Annotated in this window: 12 protein-coding genes and 1 pseudogene; 11 read left to right on the top strand and 2 right to left on the bottom strand. The window is 70.9% G+C overall.

From position 1 onward, the window contains the following. Positions 1-7: 7 nt before the first annotated feature. The 3 genes and pseudogenes from OG700_RS34830 to OG700_RS34820 all read left to right on the top strand — a co-directional run. A pseudogene (locus tag OG700_RS34830) lies at positions 8-679 on the top strand (acyl-CoA thioesterase); the annotation flags it as partial. 50 nt (positions 680-729) lie between these two features. Continuing rightward, entirely contained in the window at positions 730-1,218 is a 489-nt protein-coding gene (locus OG700_RS34825) for a glutathione peroxidase (RefSeq protein WP_405620636.1), read from the top strand. Between the two features lie 292 nt (positions 1,219-1,510). Continuing rightward, positions 1,511-1,909: an excalibur calcium-binding domain-containing protein gene (locus OG700_RS34820; RefSeq protein WP_405620634.1), complete on the top strand. Its 399-nt coding sequence runs from the start codon at positions 1,511-1,513 to the stop codon at positions 1,907-1,909. 237 nt (positions 1,910-2,146) lie between these two features. Here the strand turns inward: OG700_RS34820 and OG700_RS34815 are convergent, their stop codons facing one another. Beyond that, positions 2,147-3,382: an acyl-CoA dehydrogenase family protein gene (locus OG700_RS34815; protein ID WP_405620632.1), complete on the bottom strand. Its 1,236-nt coding sequence runs from the start codon at positions 3,380-3,382 to the stop codon at positions 2,147-2,149. Positions 3,383-3,536: 154 nt separating this feature from the next. Here OG700_RS34815 and OG700_RS34810 point away from each other — a divergent pair, with 154 nt between their 5' ends. Further along, entirely contained in the window at positions 3,537-4,196 is a 660-nt protein-coding gene (locus OG700_RS34810; protein WP_405620630.1) for a TetR family transcriptional regulator, read from the top strand. A 13-nt stretch (positions 4,197-4,209) separates the two neighbouring features. Here the strand turns inward: OG700_RS34810 and def are convergent, their stop codons facing one another. Next, positions 4,210-4,749 (bottom strand): peptide deformylase, encoded by a 540-nt coding sequence (def, locus tag OG700_RS34805; RefSeq protein ID WP_405622195.1) that lies wholly within the window; start codon positions 4,747-4,749, stop codon positions 4,210-4,212. A gap of 189 nt (positions 4,750-4,938) precedes the next feature. On the opposite strand from def, the gene OG700_RS34800 reads away from it, so the two are divergent. The 7 genes from OG700_RS34800 (at position 4,939) to OG700_RS34770 (ending at position 13,982) form a co-directional block, all read left to right on the top strand. Continuing rightward, a complete protein-coding gene (locus OG700_RS34800) occupies positions 4,939-6,243 on the top strand; it encodes an ROK family protein (RefSeq protein ID WP_405620628.1) in 1,305 nt (434 codons plus the stop codon). 5 nt (positions 6,244-6,248) lie between these two features. Beyond that, a complete protein-coding gene (locus OG700_RS34795) occupies positions 6,249-7,538 on the top strand; it encodes an extracellular solute-binding protein (RefSeq protein ID WP_405620626.1) in 1,290 nt (429 codons plus the stop codon). Between the two features lie 16 nt (positions 7,539-7,554). Further along, positions 7,555-8,529: a carbohydrate ABC transporter permease gene (locus OG700_RS34790; RefSeq protein ID WP_405620624.1), complete on the top strand. Its 975-nt coding sequence runs from the start codon at positions 7,555-7,557 to the stop codon at positions 8,527-8,529. Next, positions 8,526-9,428 (top strand): carbohydrate ABC transporter permease, encoded by a 903-nt coding sequence (locus OG700_RS34785; RefSeq protein WP_405620622.1) that lies wholly within the window; start codon positions 8,526-8,528, stop codon positions 9,426-9,428. The genes OG700_RS34790 and OG700_RS34785 overlap by 4 nt, the downstream gene beginning before the upstream one ends. A 145-nt stretch (positions 9,429-9,573) precedes the next feature. Continuing rightward, the gene (locus tag OG700_RS34780) at positions 9,574-11,043 is read left to right on the top strand and encodes a glycoside hydrolase family 3 protein (protein WP_405620620.1); all 1,470 of its coding nucleotides are present in this window, start codon (positions 9,574-9,576) and stop codon (positions 11,041-11,043) included. After that, positions 11,040-12,254 (top strand): N-acetylglucosamine-6-phosphate deacetylase, encoded by a 1,215-nt coding sequence (nagA, locus tag OG700_RS34775; protein WP_405620618.1) that lies wholly within the window; start codon positions 11,040-11,042, stop codon positions 12,252-12,254. The genes OG700_RS34780 and nagA overlap by 4 nt, the downstream gene beginning before the upstream one ends. Positions 12,255-12,743: 489 nt before the next feature. Next, positions 12,744-13,982 carry a MurT ligase domain-containing protein gene (locus tag OG700_RS34770; RefSeq protein ID WP_405620616.1) on the top strand — a complete coding sequence of 413 codons (1,239 nt, stop codon included), beginning with the start codon at positions 12,744-12,746 and terminating at the stop codon, positions 13,980-13,982. Positions 13,983-14,004: the final 22 nt, after the last annotated feature.

Here is a 14,004-nt window from a genome sequence, read left to right as displayed (position 1 = left end):
GGCCTGAGGACGGCCCGGCGTACCGATCGTCTACCAGGTCGAACGGGTGCGGGACGGCCGGTCGTTCACCAGCCGCCGGGTCACGGCGGTGCGGGAGGGCCGGACGATCTTCAACCTGACGGCGTCCTTCCACCAGGCGGAGGAGGGCGGCTTCGAGCACCAACTGCCGCCGCGTCAGGACTTATCGGACCCCGAGTCGCTGCCGACGGTGGCCGACGAGGTCCGCGAGCATCTGGGCGGCCTGCCCGAGACGTTCGAGCGGATGGCGCGCCGTCAGCCGTTCGACATCCGCTACGCGGACCGGCCGCGCTGGACGGCGGAGGAGATCCAGGGCGCCGATCCGCGCAGCGCGGTGTGGATGCGCGCGGTGGGCCCGCTGGGCGACGACCCGCTGGTGCACACCTGCGCGCTGACGTACGCGAGCGACATGACGTTGCTGGACGCGGTCCGCATCCCGATCGAGCCGCTGTGGGGGCCGCGCGGGTACGACATGGCGTCGCTGGACCACACGATGTGGTTCCACCGGCCGTTCCGGGCCGACGAGTGGTTCCTTTACGACCAGGAGTCGCCGATCGCGACCGGCGGGCGGGACCTGGCCCGGGGCTGTATCTACGACCGCTCGGGCCGGCTGCTGGTCTCGGTCGTCCAGGAGGGGCTGTTCCGTAAGCTCGGCGGCTGAAGCGCGACAATGGACGCGATAGCGGTACCGATCGCTCCGAGGAGACCTTGATGACTCTGTACGACATCCCGCTGCGCACCCTCACCGGTGAGCCCACGTCCCTGGCCGCGTACAAGGGCCGGGCGGTGCTGGTGGTGAACGTCGCGTCGAAGTGCGGCCTCACTCCGCAGTACGAGGGCCTGGAAAGGCTTCAGCAGACGTACGGCGACCGTGGTCTGACGGTCGTCGGCGTGCCCTGCAACCAGTTCGCGGGCCAGGAGCCGGGCAGCGCCGAGGAGATCGAGACGTTCTGCTCCACGACGTACGGCGTCAGCTTCCCGCTGCTGGAGAAGTCCGAGGTCAACGGCGAGAACCGGCATCCGCTGTACACGGCGCTGACCGCGCGGGCCGACGCGGCGGGCGAGGCGGGCGACGTGCAGTGGAACTTCGAGAAGTTCCTGATCTCCCCCGACGGCGAGGTCGTGGACCGCATCCGTCCGCGCACGGAGCCGGAGGCGCCGGAGGTCATCACCGCGATCGAGGCCCAACTCCCCGCGTAGCGCGAGCTCTTCACACACGTGCCCGGCCCCTCGGCGTTTGCCGCCGAGGGGCCGGGCACCTGTGTGCCACGACCCGTCACACGTTCACACACCATGCATTCACGCCTTCATCACGGTTACGCCACAACCGGAACGAGGATCGTACGAGGGGGCAAGTCACGTCGCTACGTTCATCCCTCACGAAGCAGCCCTTGGGGGACACATGAGCTTTTCACCGCCTGCCGCGCCCGGTCCGAACCCTTACGTCGGGCCTCCGACGCCGCCGAGCCGTCCGAAGTGGACCCGGAAGCGGGTGCTCCTGCCGTCCGTGGCGGTGCTGTTCCTCCTGGGCGTCGCCATCGGCGGGGCGGACGGCGAGAAGAGCGACAAGACGAAGAACACGGCCGACGCGAAGCCCGGCCCAGCGGCGACGGTGACCGCGACGTCCACCCCCGAACCGGCGGTGACCGAGACGGTGACGGCCGCCCCGAAGCCGGCGCCCACCGTGACCAGGACGAAGACCGTGCGGGTCACGGTCGCGCCCGCCGCGGACGACAACGACGGCTCGGGCACGGGCGACTCGGGCGGCGGCTCGACGTACTACGCCAACTGCACGGCCGTCCGCGCTGCGGGCGCCGCCCCGATCCGCTCGGGCGACCCGGGGTACGGCTCACACCTGGACCGCGACGGGGACGGCGTCGCCTGCGAGTGACGCGGGCGTGTCGGTGTCCGCCAGGCCGTGTGTGAGAAGTCCCGCCTGCCTCGCGGCACCCGGACGCCCGCTCTCCCTCGTAGCCCTTCGGGGTACGGGGGTGCCCCCCTGCGTTGTATTCAGTCGCCCGAGTACGGCCGGGCCATCCACAACTCGAATCCTCCGCCCTGCGATCGCGCGCACCAGACGCCGTCGGCCCCGCACTTCGGGCGGACGGCGCTCCTTTCGCAACACGCCCTAGCGGATCGGCATCCCCGACAGCGTGCGGGCGATCACCAGGCGCTGGATCTCGCTCGTGCCTTCGAAGATCGTGTAGATCGCGCTGTCGCGGTGCATCCGCTCCACCGGGTACTCCCGCGTGAAGCCGTTGCCGCCCAGGATCTGCACCGCCCGCGCGGTGACCTCCTTGGCCGTCTCGCTCGCGTACAGCTTCGACATGGAGCCCTCCGCCGCCGTGAAGGGCTTGCCCGTGGCGGCCATCCAGGAGGCGCGCCAGACGAGCAGGCGGGCCGCGTCGATGCGGGTGCGCATGTCGACGAGCTGGAAGGCGATGCCCTGGTTGTCGATGATGGGGCGGCCGAACTGGCTGCGGGTCTTGGCGTAGTCGAGTGCCACCTCGTACGCGGCGCGGGCCGTGCCCACGGCCATGGCGCCGACCGCCGGGCGTGACGCCTCGAAGGTCGCCATGGCCGCGTTCTTCACGCGTTCACCGCCGGCCCCCTTGGCCGTCTTCGCCTCGCGGGCGCGGGCCAGCCGCTCGTCCAGCTTCTCCTTGCCGCCGAGCAGGCAGTGACCGGGGACGCGGACATCCTCCAGGACCACCTCGGCGGTGTGCGAGGCACGGATGCCGTGCTTCTTGAACTTCTGTCCCTGGGACAGACCGGGTGTGGCGGGCGGGACGATGAACGAGGCGTGTCCCTTGGAGCCCGCCTCGGGGTCCACGACGGCGACCACGACGTGCACGTTGGCGATACCGCCGTTGGTCGCCCAGGTCTTGGTGCCGTTCAGCACCCACTCGTCCGTGGCCTCGTCGTGGACCGCACGGGTGCGCATCGCGGCGACGTCCGATCCGGCGTCGGGCTCGGACGAGCAGAACGCGGCGACCTTCACATCGTCCACGTCGCCGTACATCTGCGGGATCCAGGTGCCGATCTGCTCGTCGGTGCCGTTGGCGAGGACGCCGACGGCGGCGAGTCCGGTGCCGACGATCGACAGGCCGATGCCGGCGTCGCCCCAGAACAGTTCCTCCATCACCATGGGGATGGAGAGGCCCGTGGGGTCGAAGTACTGCTGTGCGTAGAAGTCGAGGGAGTAGACGCCGACCTTGGCGGCTTCCTGGATGACGGGCCACGGAGTCTCCTCCCGCTCGTCCCACTCGGCTGCCGCCGGGCGGATGACGTCGGCCGCGAACCCGTGGAGCCAGTCGCGCACCTGCTTCTGGTCGTCGTTGAGTTCGAACGTGAACTCGGCCATCGTCAATCCTCCAGCACTGCTGTTACTTACGGTAACAACAGTCTGTTACCGGCAAGTAGAGGATGTCAACCTGCGGAGGGCTGATCCGCGTCGGCGGCGGGCGGGGTGTTACGTTGCCGGGGCGTCACGGAATCGCTCGGGCGGGGAGACACCCATGGGGACCACACAGCAGGCCGACCAACACCGCTCGGCCCATCAGCGGCGCCGCCAACTCCTGGAGGCCGCCGACCGGGTCGTCCTGCGTGACGGACCGAAAGCCTCCATGAACGCCATCGCGGCCGAGGCCGGTATCACCAAGCCCATCCTCTACCGCCACTTCGGCGACAAGGGCGGGCTCTACCGCGCCCTGGCGAAGCGTCATACGGACGCGCTGCTCAGCGCGTTGAAGGTGGCGCTCGACGCGCCCGCCGACCGGCGTGCGCGCGTGGAGGCCACGCTCGACACGTACCTCGCGGCGATCGAGGCGCGCCCCCAGGTGTACCGCTTCCTCATGCACCCCGCGGACGGTGCGGCCACCGCCGACACCCAACTCCCCGAGCAGGGCTTCGACGTGGGCCGCCACTCGGCCCCGCTGCTGCGCCGCCTCGGCGAGGAGCTGGCCACCGTCATCGAGGAGCGGGTCGACCTCGGTCCGGACAGCGCGCAACTGGCCCGCGTCTGGGGCCACGGGATCGTCGGCATGATGCACGCGGCCGGTGACTGGTGGCTAGGCGAACGCCCTTGCTCGCGGGCCCAGTTGGTGAGCAGCCTGGCCGACCTGCTGTGGGGCAGGCTGTCGCTGGTGGCCGACCGGGCGGGCAGCCCGGGGTTCTGACGCGCCGCACGCCCTACCGGCTCCAGGACGCGCGGCGCGCCGCGCGCAGTACCTTGGCCTTGCGCCGGCCTGTCAGCCGGTCCGGATAGACCAGCCCCTCCAGGTGGTCGCACTCGTGCTGGAGACAGCGGGCGAAGAATCCGGTGCCGTCGATCCGGACGGGTGCGCCGTCCACCGTCACGCCCTCCACCACCGCGTGGTCGAGCCGCTCCGTGCCCGCTTCGAGGCCCGGCAGCGAGAGACAGCCCTCGGCGCCCCGTACGGTGACGCCGTCCGCCTCCACCAGGCGGGGATTGACGACGTGTCCGAGATGGCGGACGTCCTCGTCGTCGGGGCAGTCGTACACGAACACCCTTAGCGGCACGCCGATCTGATTGGCCGCCAGACCGACCCCGCTCGCCCGGTACATCGTCGCGAACAGATCCTCGACCAGCCGGGCCAGCGGCGGCCCGAAGTCCGTGACGGGCGCACAGGCGGCGTGCAGGGTGGAGTCGTCGAGCAGCCGCAGGGGGCGAACCCGCCCGGTGCTGCCGGGGATCAGCCGGTTCCGCATGGTCGCGCCGTCTGCCGCCTTCGCCGGCCCCGCGATACCGCCACCGCCACCACCGCCCGCGCTCGTCACCATCGCGCCAGCGTACGCCGGGCCGGCTCCTTTATCCGAACGTGATGCACATGTCTGGTTTTCGCCGGTCGTCTGTGATTAAAGTAGCGCCACCGAATTAGTCTCAGAGTGAGAGGAATTGTGGCAACTACCTCGCTCCCCCGCACCTCCAACCGCAGCGCCGTGATCGCGGCCCTGCTTTCCGGCGCGGACGTGGACCGTCAGCGGCTCATCGCGGACACCGGCCTGAGCCGGGCCACGGTGTTCCGCATCGTGGACGACCTGATGGCCGAATCACTCGCGCTGGAGGGTTCCCGGGTGCTCCGGGAAGGCCCCGGCAGACAGTCGACGTCCGTGAGTTTCAACCACCGCTCCGCTCTCGTCTGCGGAGTCGACCTCGGCGGCACCAACTGCCGGGTCGTGGTGGCGGACGCGCTCGGCCGCGCCGTCATCCGGAGCCGGGACACCACACCGCGCGACGCGACGGCGGACGAACTCGCCGCCTGGGTCGCGGGCAAGGTCGCCGACCTGGTCTCCCGGCACGGCGACGGCGTACCCCTGCACACCGTCACGATCGGCCTGCCGGGTGTCGTCACCGGCGACGGACGGTCCGTCGTGGCATCGCACAATCTCGGCCAGATCAAGGGCACCGGATTCATCGAGAAGGTCTCCGAACTACTGGGTGTGGAGACCGCGGTCGGCAACGACTCCAACCTCGCCCTGCGCGGCGAACTCCAGTACGGATCACTGCCGGACCGGGAGACCGCCGTCCTGCTCGCCATGGGCACCGGCCTCGGTTCCGCCGTCTCCATAGACGGACAGGTCCTGCTCAGCAGGACGGGCCTGCTCGGCGAGTTCGGCCGGCTTCCGCTGCCCGGCCGCGAGGAGCGGCTGCGCGATCTGCTGTCCGGTGCCGACCTGGTGGCGTACGCACGCGGCCGGGGGGTGCACGTGCCGACGGCGCGGGCGCTGTTCGCGGACCCGGAGGCGTACGCGACGGTGCTGGCCGAGGTGCACGGCGCCCTGGCCCATCTCGTCACCGTGGTCGCGCTCGCCTACGAGCCCGGCACGGTGGTCCTGACCGGCGGCTTCTCGGAGTCGTTCGACACCGCGCGGCTGACCGCCATCAGCGACCAGGTCGCCGACACGGTCGGGGTCCACAGCGTGGTGCGCCGCTCCGATCTCGGCGACTCGGCGGGCCTGCTCGGCTCGATGGCGACCTCGCTCGGCCGTCTCTACGACTCGCTCGGCGTGCGCGCGGAAGACGCCGCCTCCGTGGCCGTCGACCGCGATCTGATCGTCCGCCGCCTCGCGGAATGCCCCACCGCACCCACCGCACCCGCCACACCCACCGAACCCACGGCCCCCACGGCCGCCTCCGGCACCACTGATGAGCACGACACAGCCCCCCACACCAGGCACGACGAGCAGATGGCAGAAGGGTGACAACGATGAACAGATCACGGACCCGGTCCGCACTCGCGGCGCTTCCGGTTCTCGCGCTCACGCTGACGGCGTGCGGCGGTGGCGGGGTGGCGAAGTCCGACTCCGACAACAAGCTGACGATCTGGATGATGACCGGCGGGCCGGGCGACAACCCGCTGATCAAGGAGGTGACCACCCAGTTCGAGAAGGACCACCCGGACATGGAGGTCGACATCCAGATCCAGCAGTGGGACGGCGTGGCGACCAAGCTCACCACCGCGCTGGCCAGCGGCAACCCGCCGGACATCGTCGAGATGGGCAACACCCAGACCCCGCTCCAGACCTACTCGGGCGGCCTGGCCGACCTCACGGCGAGCAAGAAGTCCTTCGAAGGGTCCGACGGCTGGCTCACCGGCCTCTCCGGTCCCTCCGAGTACGACGACAAGCTCTTCGCCGTCCCGCTCTACGGCGGCACCAAGGTCGTCATGTACAACAAGAAGATGTTCGCTGACGCGGGCATCACGACACCGCCGAAGACCCTCGCCGAACTCCAGAAGCACTGCGGCACGCTCGCCGAGTCCAACGCCGGCACGGCCAACTTCTCCGGCTTCTACGTGCCCGGCCAGTACTGGTTCAACGGCATGCCCTTCCTCTTCGCCAAGGGCGGCAAGATCGCCACGCAGAAGGACGGCAAGTGGCAGGCCGAGATGTCCTCCCCGGCCAACCAGGCCGGTCTCAAGGCGTGGAAGTCCTTCCAGAACACCTGCTCCACCCCCTCGTCCGTCGGTGTCAACACCGACAGCCCCGACCAGGCCCAGCTGTTCGCCGACGGCAAGGCCGCCATGGCGTACGTCAAGGCGTGGGAGCCGGCCGCCGTCATCGAGAAGAACCCGAAGATGAAGGACAACATCGGCTTCTTCGCGCTGCCCGGCTACACCGCCGACAGCACGATGCCCGTGATCGTCTCGGGGTCGACCATCGGCATCGCCGCGGGCAGCCCCGACCGGGATGCGGCCGAGGACTGGCTGCGTGTCGTCACCGGTGAGAAGTTCCAGCAGCGGATGGCGACGGAGCTGAACCTGCTGCCGATATCGCCGTCCTTCACCCCGGCCGGCGTGCCCGAGCAGCTGACGGTCGCCTCGCAGGCGAGCAAGGTGAGCCAGCCGCTGCCCAACAGTCCCGGCGAAGCGACTCTGGAGACCGAGCGCTACAACGAACAGTTCTTTTCGAAGATCGCGAGCGGTGCCGACATCGCCTCGTCGTCGGCCGCGTACGACAAGCACGCGACGGACGCCTTCAACTCGCTGACCGACTGACACCCCTGGACGCCTGATGGCACTCACTGAGAAGCACCGTCCGGTGCGCGCACCGGACCGGGACCGCCGCACCCGGCCGCCGGGCCGGCGTCCCCGGACACAGCGGTCCCGGATGCTGCCCTGGGCGATGCTCGCCCCGGCCCTGGCCGCGCTCCTGCTGATCCAGGGTTATCCCCTGCTTCGGCTGCTCACCCTGTCCACGCAGGAGTTCGGCCCCCGGTCGCTGTTCACGGGGCAGTCGGACTTCATCGGGCTGGACAACTTCACCCGGATCTTCACGGACGCCGACTTCCTGGCCGTCCTGTTGCGGACCGTGGTGTTCACGCTGGTGTGCGTGACTCTGCTGATGGTGCTGGGATTCCTCATCTCGCACCTGCTGATGGGTGTCTCGCCGTGGGCCCGTGTCGTCCTCACCATGTGCCTGGTGCTGGTGTGGGCGATGCCCATGGTGGCGGCGACCCTGGTCTGGCAGTGGATGTTCCAGCCGCAGTACGGCGTCGCCAACTGGCTGCTCACCCAGTTCCGGGTCTTCGGCGACATGTCGGCCTACGACTGGTTCTCCCATCCCACCCAGGCGCTGGGTCTGATCATCCTGCTGACGGTCTGGAAGGGACTGCCGTTCGTCGCGCTGACCCTGTTCGCGGCGCGCGGTCAGATATCCGAGTCCCTGTACGAGGCGGCCCGCCTCGACGGTGCGGGAACGCTCCAGATGTTCCGCCACATCACCATCCCGATCATGCGGCCCGTCCTCGCGATCCTCACCATTCTCGAAGTGATCTGGTCGGTCAACTCCTTCACCCCGATCTGGGTGCTGACGCAGGGCGGCCCCGACGGGGCGACCACCACGCTCGGCGTGTACGCGTACATCACCGCGTTCAGCCGTAACGAGTACGGGAGCGGCGCGTCGGTCGCGGTGGTGACCGTGATGATCCTCGCCCTGTTCTCCGTCGCCTACATCCGCAGGCTGTCCCGGCAGGGAGATGTCGTATGAGCGCCCCGACGCCGGCCCCGACCCCGGCGCTGAAGACAGCACCGGAGTCACCGGCCCCGAAGAAGCCGCGCACACACGCGCAACGACGGCGCACCACCAACAACGTCATCGCGATGGCGGTGTCCGCCGTGATGGTGTTCCCCGTCTACTGGATGGTGGCCACCGCGCTCAAACAGCGGTCCGACATCCTCAGCTCCGTACCGAAGTTCATCCCCTGGCCGATGAGCCTGGAGAACTTCACCCGGGCGCTGGACAAGGCGGGCTTCTGGACGTTCGTCCGCAACTCCCTGACGGTCACGGTCTCCTCGGTCGTCCTGTCGCTGATCATCTCGCTGTTCGCGGCGATCGCGATCGCGCGGTTCCGGTTCGCCGGCCGCAAGGCGATCCTGACCATCCTGGTGCTGGTGCAGATGGTCCCGGCGGCGGCCATGGTCATCCCGGTGTATCTGATGCTCCGGTCGGTGGGCGGACTGGACTTCCTGCCGGGCCTCGTCTTCACCTATATGACCTTCGTGCTGCCGTTCACGATCTGGACGCTGCGCGGGTTCGTGGACGGTGTCCCCGTCGAGCTGGAGGAGGCCGCGCTCGTCGACGGGTGCGGGCGGTTCCAGATGTATGTACGGGTGCTGCTGCCCCTGTTGATGCCCGGCATCGTGGCGACCTCGATCTTCGCCTTCGTCAACGCGTGGGACGACTACATCTTCGCCTACGTGATCATGAAATCGCAGGACAACTACACGCTGCCGGTCTGGCTCGTGTCGTTCAAGACATCGGAGAGCGTCGACTACGGCGCGATGATCGCCGCGTCGACCATCTTCTCCATCCCCGTGCTCGTCTTCTTCCTGCTGGTGCAGCGCCGTCTCGTGGGCGGCATGACCAGCGGCGCGGTGAAGGGCTGATCCGGGCGCCGCGCGCAGTCGACCACTCGGCCCCGCGCGGCGCCCCCGGCACACCCACCCCGTGCCCACGACCGCACGACCACCGCACGACGACCCATCGCAACAGGTATCGCAACAGCTATCGCAACAGGTGAGGAATCGAATCATGACCGAGCTGTCCCGGCTCGCCCACGGCGTGCTGTTCCCCGCGCTCGGACGCGGAACCGTCCCCAAGTGGGTGCGCGCCCGGGTCGCCGAAGGACTCGGCGGCTTCGTCCTGTTCGGCAAGGACATCGCCTCCGCCGAGCAGGTACGGGAGCTGACCACGGCCCTGCACGGCCTCCGTGACCACGTGCTGCTCTCCATCGACGAGGAGGGTGGCGACGTCAACCGCCTGGAGGACCACGGCGGTACGTCCGTACCGGGCAATCACGCCCTGGGCCGCCTCGACGACCCCGAGCGGACCCGCGAGGCCGCCTACCAGATCGGCCTCTCGCTGGTGGAGGCCGGCGTCGACTGGGATCTGGCGCCCGCCGTCGACGCGGCCGTCAACCCCCTGTCCCCCAACGGCATCCGCACCTTCGGCGCCGATCGCGCGCTGGTCGCCAAACACGCGGCGGCCTGGGTGGAGGGGCTGCAGGCCGCCGGGGTGAGCGCCTGCGCCAAGCACTTCCCCGGCCACGGGCTCAGCTCCACCGACGCGCACCTCGGCACGCCCACCGTGGACCTGTCCCGGCGGGAGCTGGTGGACCACTACCTCGACCCGTTCCGCGCGGCCATCGCCGCCGGCGTCGACAGCATCATGGTGTCGCACGTCCACCTCAGCCAGTTGGACGACGTGCCCGCCACCATCAGCCCCGCCGTACTCACCGGGCTGCTCCGCGACGAGCTGGGCTTCGACGGCGTCGTCATCACCGACGCGCTGGAGATGCGCGGCATCGCCGACGTGGCCGCCCTGCCCGAGGCGGCGGTGCGGGCGATCGCGGCCGGCGCGGACGCGCTGTGCCTGGGCGCGTGGGCGTTCGGGGACGACGTGGACGCGGCGGCCGCCGCGCTGGTGGCCGCCGTGGAGAACGGCACCCTGCCCCTGGAGCGGCTGCGCGAGGCGAACGCCCGACTCGCGAAGCTCGGCACCCGGCCGCGTGCCACCGGCATCGCGCACGACGACGCCGTCGGCGAGCGCCAGGCCCGCGACGTCCTGGAGGTGCGCGGCGACGCGGCGCTCAAGGGAAGCCGCGCCCTGGTCGTACGGCTCGACCCGACGCACTCCCCCGCGCAGGGTGGCGCCGCCTGGGGCGTGGAGGCGCCGCTGCGCGCGGCGGGCATCGACGTCGAGGCGCTCGCGGTGGCGGGCGACACGTACAACGCCGAGGGCATGATCAAGGCCGAAGTCGGCCTGTATCTGGACGAGTTCGGGCCGGACGCCGATGTGATCCTGCTGGTACGCAGCTCGCACCGGTTCCCCTGGCAGCGGCCGGTCCTGGACGAGCTGCTGGAGCGGTATCCCGGCTGTGTGGTGGTCGACATGGGCGTGCCCGGCGACGACTTCGACGGCTTCCGGGGCTGGGTGCGTACCTTCGGCGCGTCGCGCGTGTGCGCGCGGGCGGCGGTGGGCGCGCTGCTGGGCACCCGGTGAGCGCGGGCCGTCCGGCACGGGGGCCGGCCGGTGGCGGGCGGCTCTTCACCGGCGGCAGGTTCGCGACGGCGGACGCCGGTGTCATGGACGGGTGGCTGCTCGTACGGGACGGGCTCATCCACTCGCTGGGGACGGGCGCCCCGCCCGGCGGGGCGGACGCCGTCGTGCGGCTGGGCGGCCGGCTCGTCGTGCCGGGATTCGTGGATCCGCACTGCCACGGCGGCGCCGGCCACTCGGTCTACACCGGCGACCCCGCCGCCGTACGGGGGGCGGCGGCGGGGCATCTCGCGCGGGGTACGACCACGATGCTGGCGTCCGTCGCGACGGTCGAGCCGCGCGCCATGGAGGCGGCCGTACGCGCGATCGCTTCGGTCATCGACGACGGGTCCGCACCCAACCTGGTGGGGATCCACTTCGAGGGGCCGTTCCTGTCGCCCGCGCGGCGCGGCGCGCAGACCCGCACCGCGCTGCGCGACCCCGACCCGGACCTGATGGCGCGGCTGCTCGACGCGGCGGGCGGGCACGCGATGTCGATGACCGTGGCGCCCGAACTGCCGGGCGCGCCGGAGCTGATCCGACGGTACGCGGACGAACTGCTGTGCTGCCTGGGCCATACCGACGCGGACGCGGCCCAGTTCGCGCGGGCCGCCGGTCTCGGAGCCCGCGCGGTGACGCACCTGTTCAACGCGATGCCGCCGCTGCACCACCGGGAACCGGGCCCGGTCGCCGCCGCGCTGCTGGATCCGCGGCTGGTGTGCGAACTGGTCCTGGACGGGCACCACTTGGCCGACGACACCGTACGGCTGGCGCACCGGATCGCGGGCCCCGACCGGCTGATGCTGGTCAGTGACGCGATGCCGGCGGCGGGCATGGCGGACGGGGACTACGCCTTCGCGGACCGCGAGGTGACCGTCGCGGGCGGGGTGGCCCGGCTGCGCGGCACCGACACGCTCGCCGGGTCGACGCTGTTCGTGGCGGAGGCGTTCCGCCGGGCGGTGTCCGTGTCCGTGTCCGAGGGCGGGTCCGTGGCCGAGCCGTCGGTGGGGATCCCGTTGCCGGACGCGGTGCGGATGACGTCCGGCACGGCCGCCCGGCTGCTGGGACTGCGCGACCGGGGGGAGCTGCGGCCCGGACTGCGGGCCGATCTGGTCGAGTTGGACGCGGCCCTGCGGCCCGCCCGGGTGTGGCTCGGCGGTGTGGCGGTGGGGTGAGCCCCGTGTGTCCTTCGGATCGGGCCGCCGCGCATCCAAGCCCGTCCGGCGATTGAGGACGGACCGGCCCACCGGACGGACCCGGTGAACGCGAACCCTTGCGGTCACCGCGCCCGGCGACGCCCCGGCCCCGGCGGGGATGTGAAGGACCGTCGGGGGCCGCGTGGCGGTGGTGTGCGGGCCACGTGGCGCGGGTGGGCGTGGGGAACGCCACTCGTCCCGGCCGCGACATCCGCCACCCGGCGGCCGGAGCGGTGGGACCGGGGTCGTACAACCGGCGCGAAAGCCCCGTCGTCGCGGATACAGCCCGTCCCTCCGGCGCGCGATCCGTCCCCGGCGCCCCGGCAGCCGCCCTGGAAACGCCCGTCCGGTGCGGTCGTTCAGGCGTACGTGTGACAACGATCAGCCCCTTCTCCGGTGCCGTGGTTCGGGCCTGTGCGCGTATCTCGATAGGCTGAGCACGGACCGACGCGAGGAGGATCAAGGACGATGGCAGGCAACACGGACCCGCTGTCGCCACGGGCCAAGCTGGCCGTGACGGCAGGCAAGGCCGCAGCGGCGGTGTCACGCGCTGCGGGGCGCGGCAGCGGATCGGTGATCGGCGGCAAGGTGGCGTTGCGGCTCGACCCGGATCTGCTGGCGGCTCTCGCGCAGCATCTGGACGTCGTGCTGGTGTCGGCGACGAACGGCAAGACGACCACGACACGGCTGATCGCCGAGGCCCTGCGGGCCAGCGGCCCCGTGGTGTCGAACGCGCTGGGCGCGAACATGCCGGCCGGCATCACGTCCGCCCTCGCGGGCGGTTCGGACGCCAAGTACGGCGTGATCGAGGTGGACGAGAAGTACCTCGCCGGTGTCGCCCGCGACACCACGCCCAAGGCGATCGCCCTGCTCAATCTCTCCCGCGACCAGCTGGACCGCGCCGCGGAGACCCGCATGCTCGCCGAGCACTGGCGCGAGGGGCTGGCCGGCACGAAGGCCGTGGTCATCGCCAACGCCGACGACCCGCTGATCGTGTGGGCCGCGTCGTCGTCCCCGAACGTGGTGTGGGTCGCGGCCGGCCAGGAGTGGAAGGACGACGCCTGGTCGTGCCCCTCCTGCGGCGGTGTGATGCAGCGTCCGGGCGACGACTGGTTCTGCGGCCAGTGCGGTTTCCGCAGGCCCGCCCCGAGCTGGGCGCTGCACGGCGACCATGTGCTGGACCCGCACGGCTCCGCCTGGCCGATCCACCTCCAGCTGCCCGGCCGCGCGAACCGTGCGAACGCCGCCACCTCCGCCGCCGTCGCCGCCACCTTCGGGGTGCCCCCGCAGGTCGCCCTGGAGCGCATGTACCAGGTGCAGGCCGTCGCCGGCCGGTACGACGTGGTGTCCTTCCTCGGCCGTGACCTGCGGCTGCTGCTGGCGAAGAACCCGGCGGGCTGGCTGGAGACGTTCTCGCTCATCGACCCGCCGCCCACCCCCGTCATCCTCGCGGTCAACGCCCGTGGCGCCGACGGCACGGACACCTCGTGGCTGTGGGACGTGGACTACACCCGGCTGGCCGGTCACCCGATCTTCGTCATCGGTGACCGCAAGCTGGACCTGGCCGTGCGGCTGGAGGTCGCGGGCCTGGACTTCCGGGTGTGCGAGAACGCCGACGAAGCCGTGCGGATGGCGCCGCCCGGACGTATCGAGGCGATCGCCAACTACACGTCGTTCCAGGACCTGCGCCGCCGCGTGGGCAATTGAGACGGACCAAGAGGGAGAGGGA

It is taken from the genome of Streptomyces sp. NBC_01508, from assembly GCF_045040315.1.
Taxonomy (GTDB): domain Bacteria; phylum Actinomycetota; class Actinomycetes; order Streptomycetales; family Streptomycetaceae; genus Streptomyces.
Note: the sequence above shows the minus strand (reverse complement) of the source record. Positions and strands in the feature narration are given on the sequence as shown.

Bases quoted from the DNA above. Each gene is read 5' to 3' on its own strand.
- OG700_RS34810 (WP_405620630.1), top strand. From the start codon at position 3,537: ATGGGGACCACACAGCAGGCCGACCAACACCGCTCGGCCCATCAGCGG.
- def (WP_405622195.1), bottom strand. From the start codon at position 4,749: ATGCGGAACCGGCTGATCCCCGGCAGCACCGGGCGGGTTCGCCCCCTG.
- OG700_RS34785 (WP_405620622.1), top strand. From the start codon at position 8,526: ATGAGCGCCCCGACGCCGGCCCCGACCCCGGCGCTGAAGACAGCACCG.
- OG700_RS34795 (WP_405620626.1), top strand. From the start codon at position 6,249: ATGAACAGATCACGGACCCGGTCCGCACTCGCGGCGCTTCCGGTTCTC.
- OG700_RS34780 (WP_405620620.1), top strand. From the start codon at position 9,574: ATGACCGAGCTGTCCCGGCTCGCCCACGGCGTGCTGTTCCCCGCGCTC.
- OG700_RS34770 (WP_405620616.1), top strand. From the start codon at position 12,744: ATGGCAGGCAACACGGACCCGCTGTCGCCACGGGCCAAGCTGGCCGTG.
- OG700_RS34790 (WP_405620624.1), top strand. From the start codon at position 7,555: ATGGCACTCACTGAGAAGCACCGTCCGGTGCGCGCACCGGACCGGGAC.
- OG700_RS34815 (WP_405620632.1), bottom strand. From the start codon at position 3,382: ATGGCCGAGTTCACGTTCGAACTCAACGACGACCAGAAGCAGGTGCGC.
- OG700_RS34825 (WP_405620636.1), top strand. From the start codon at position 730: ATGACTCTGTACGACATCCCGCTGCGCACCCTCACCGGTGAGCCCACG.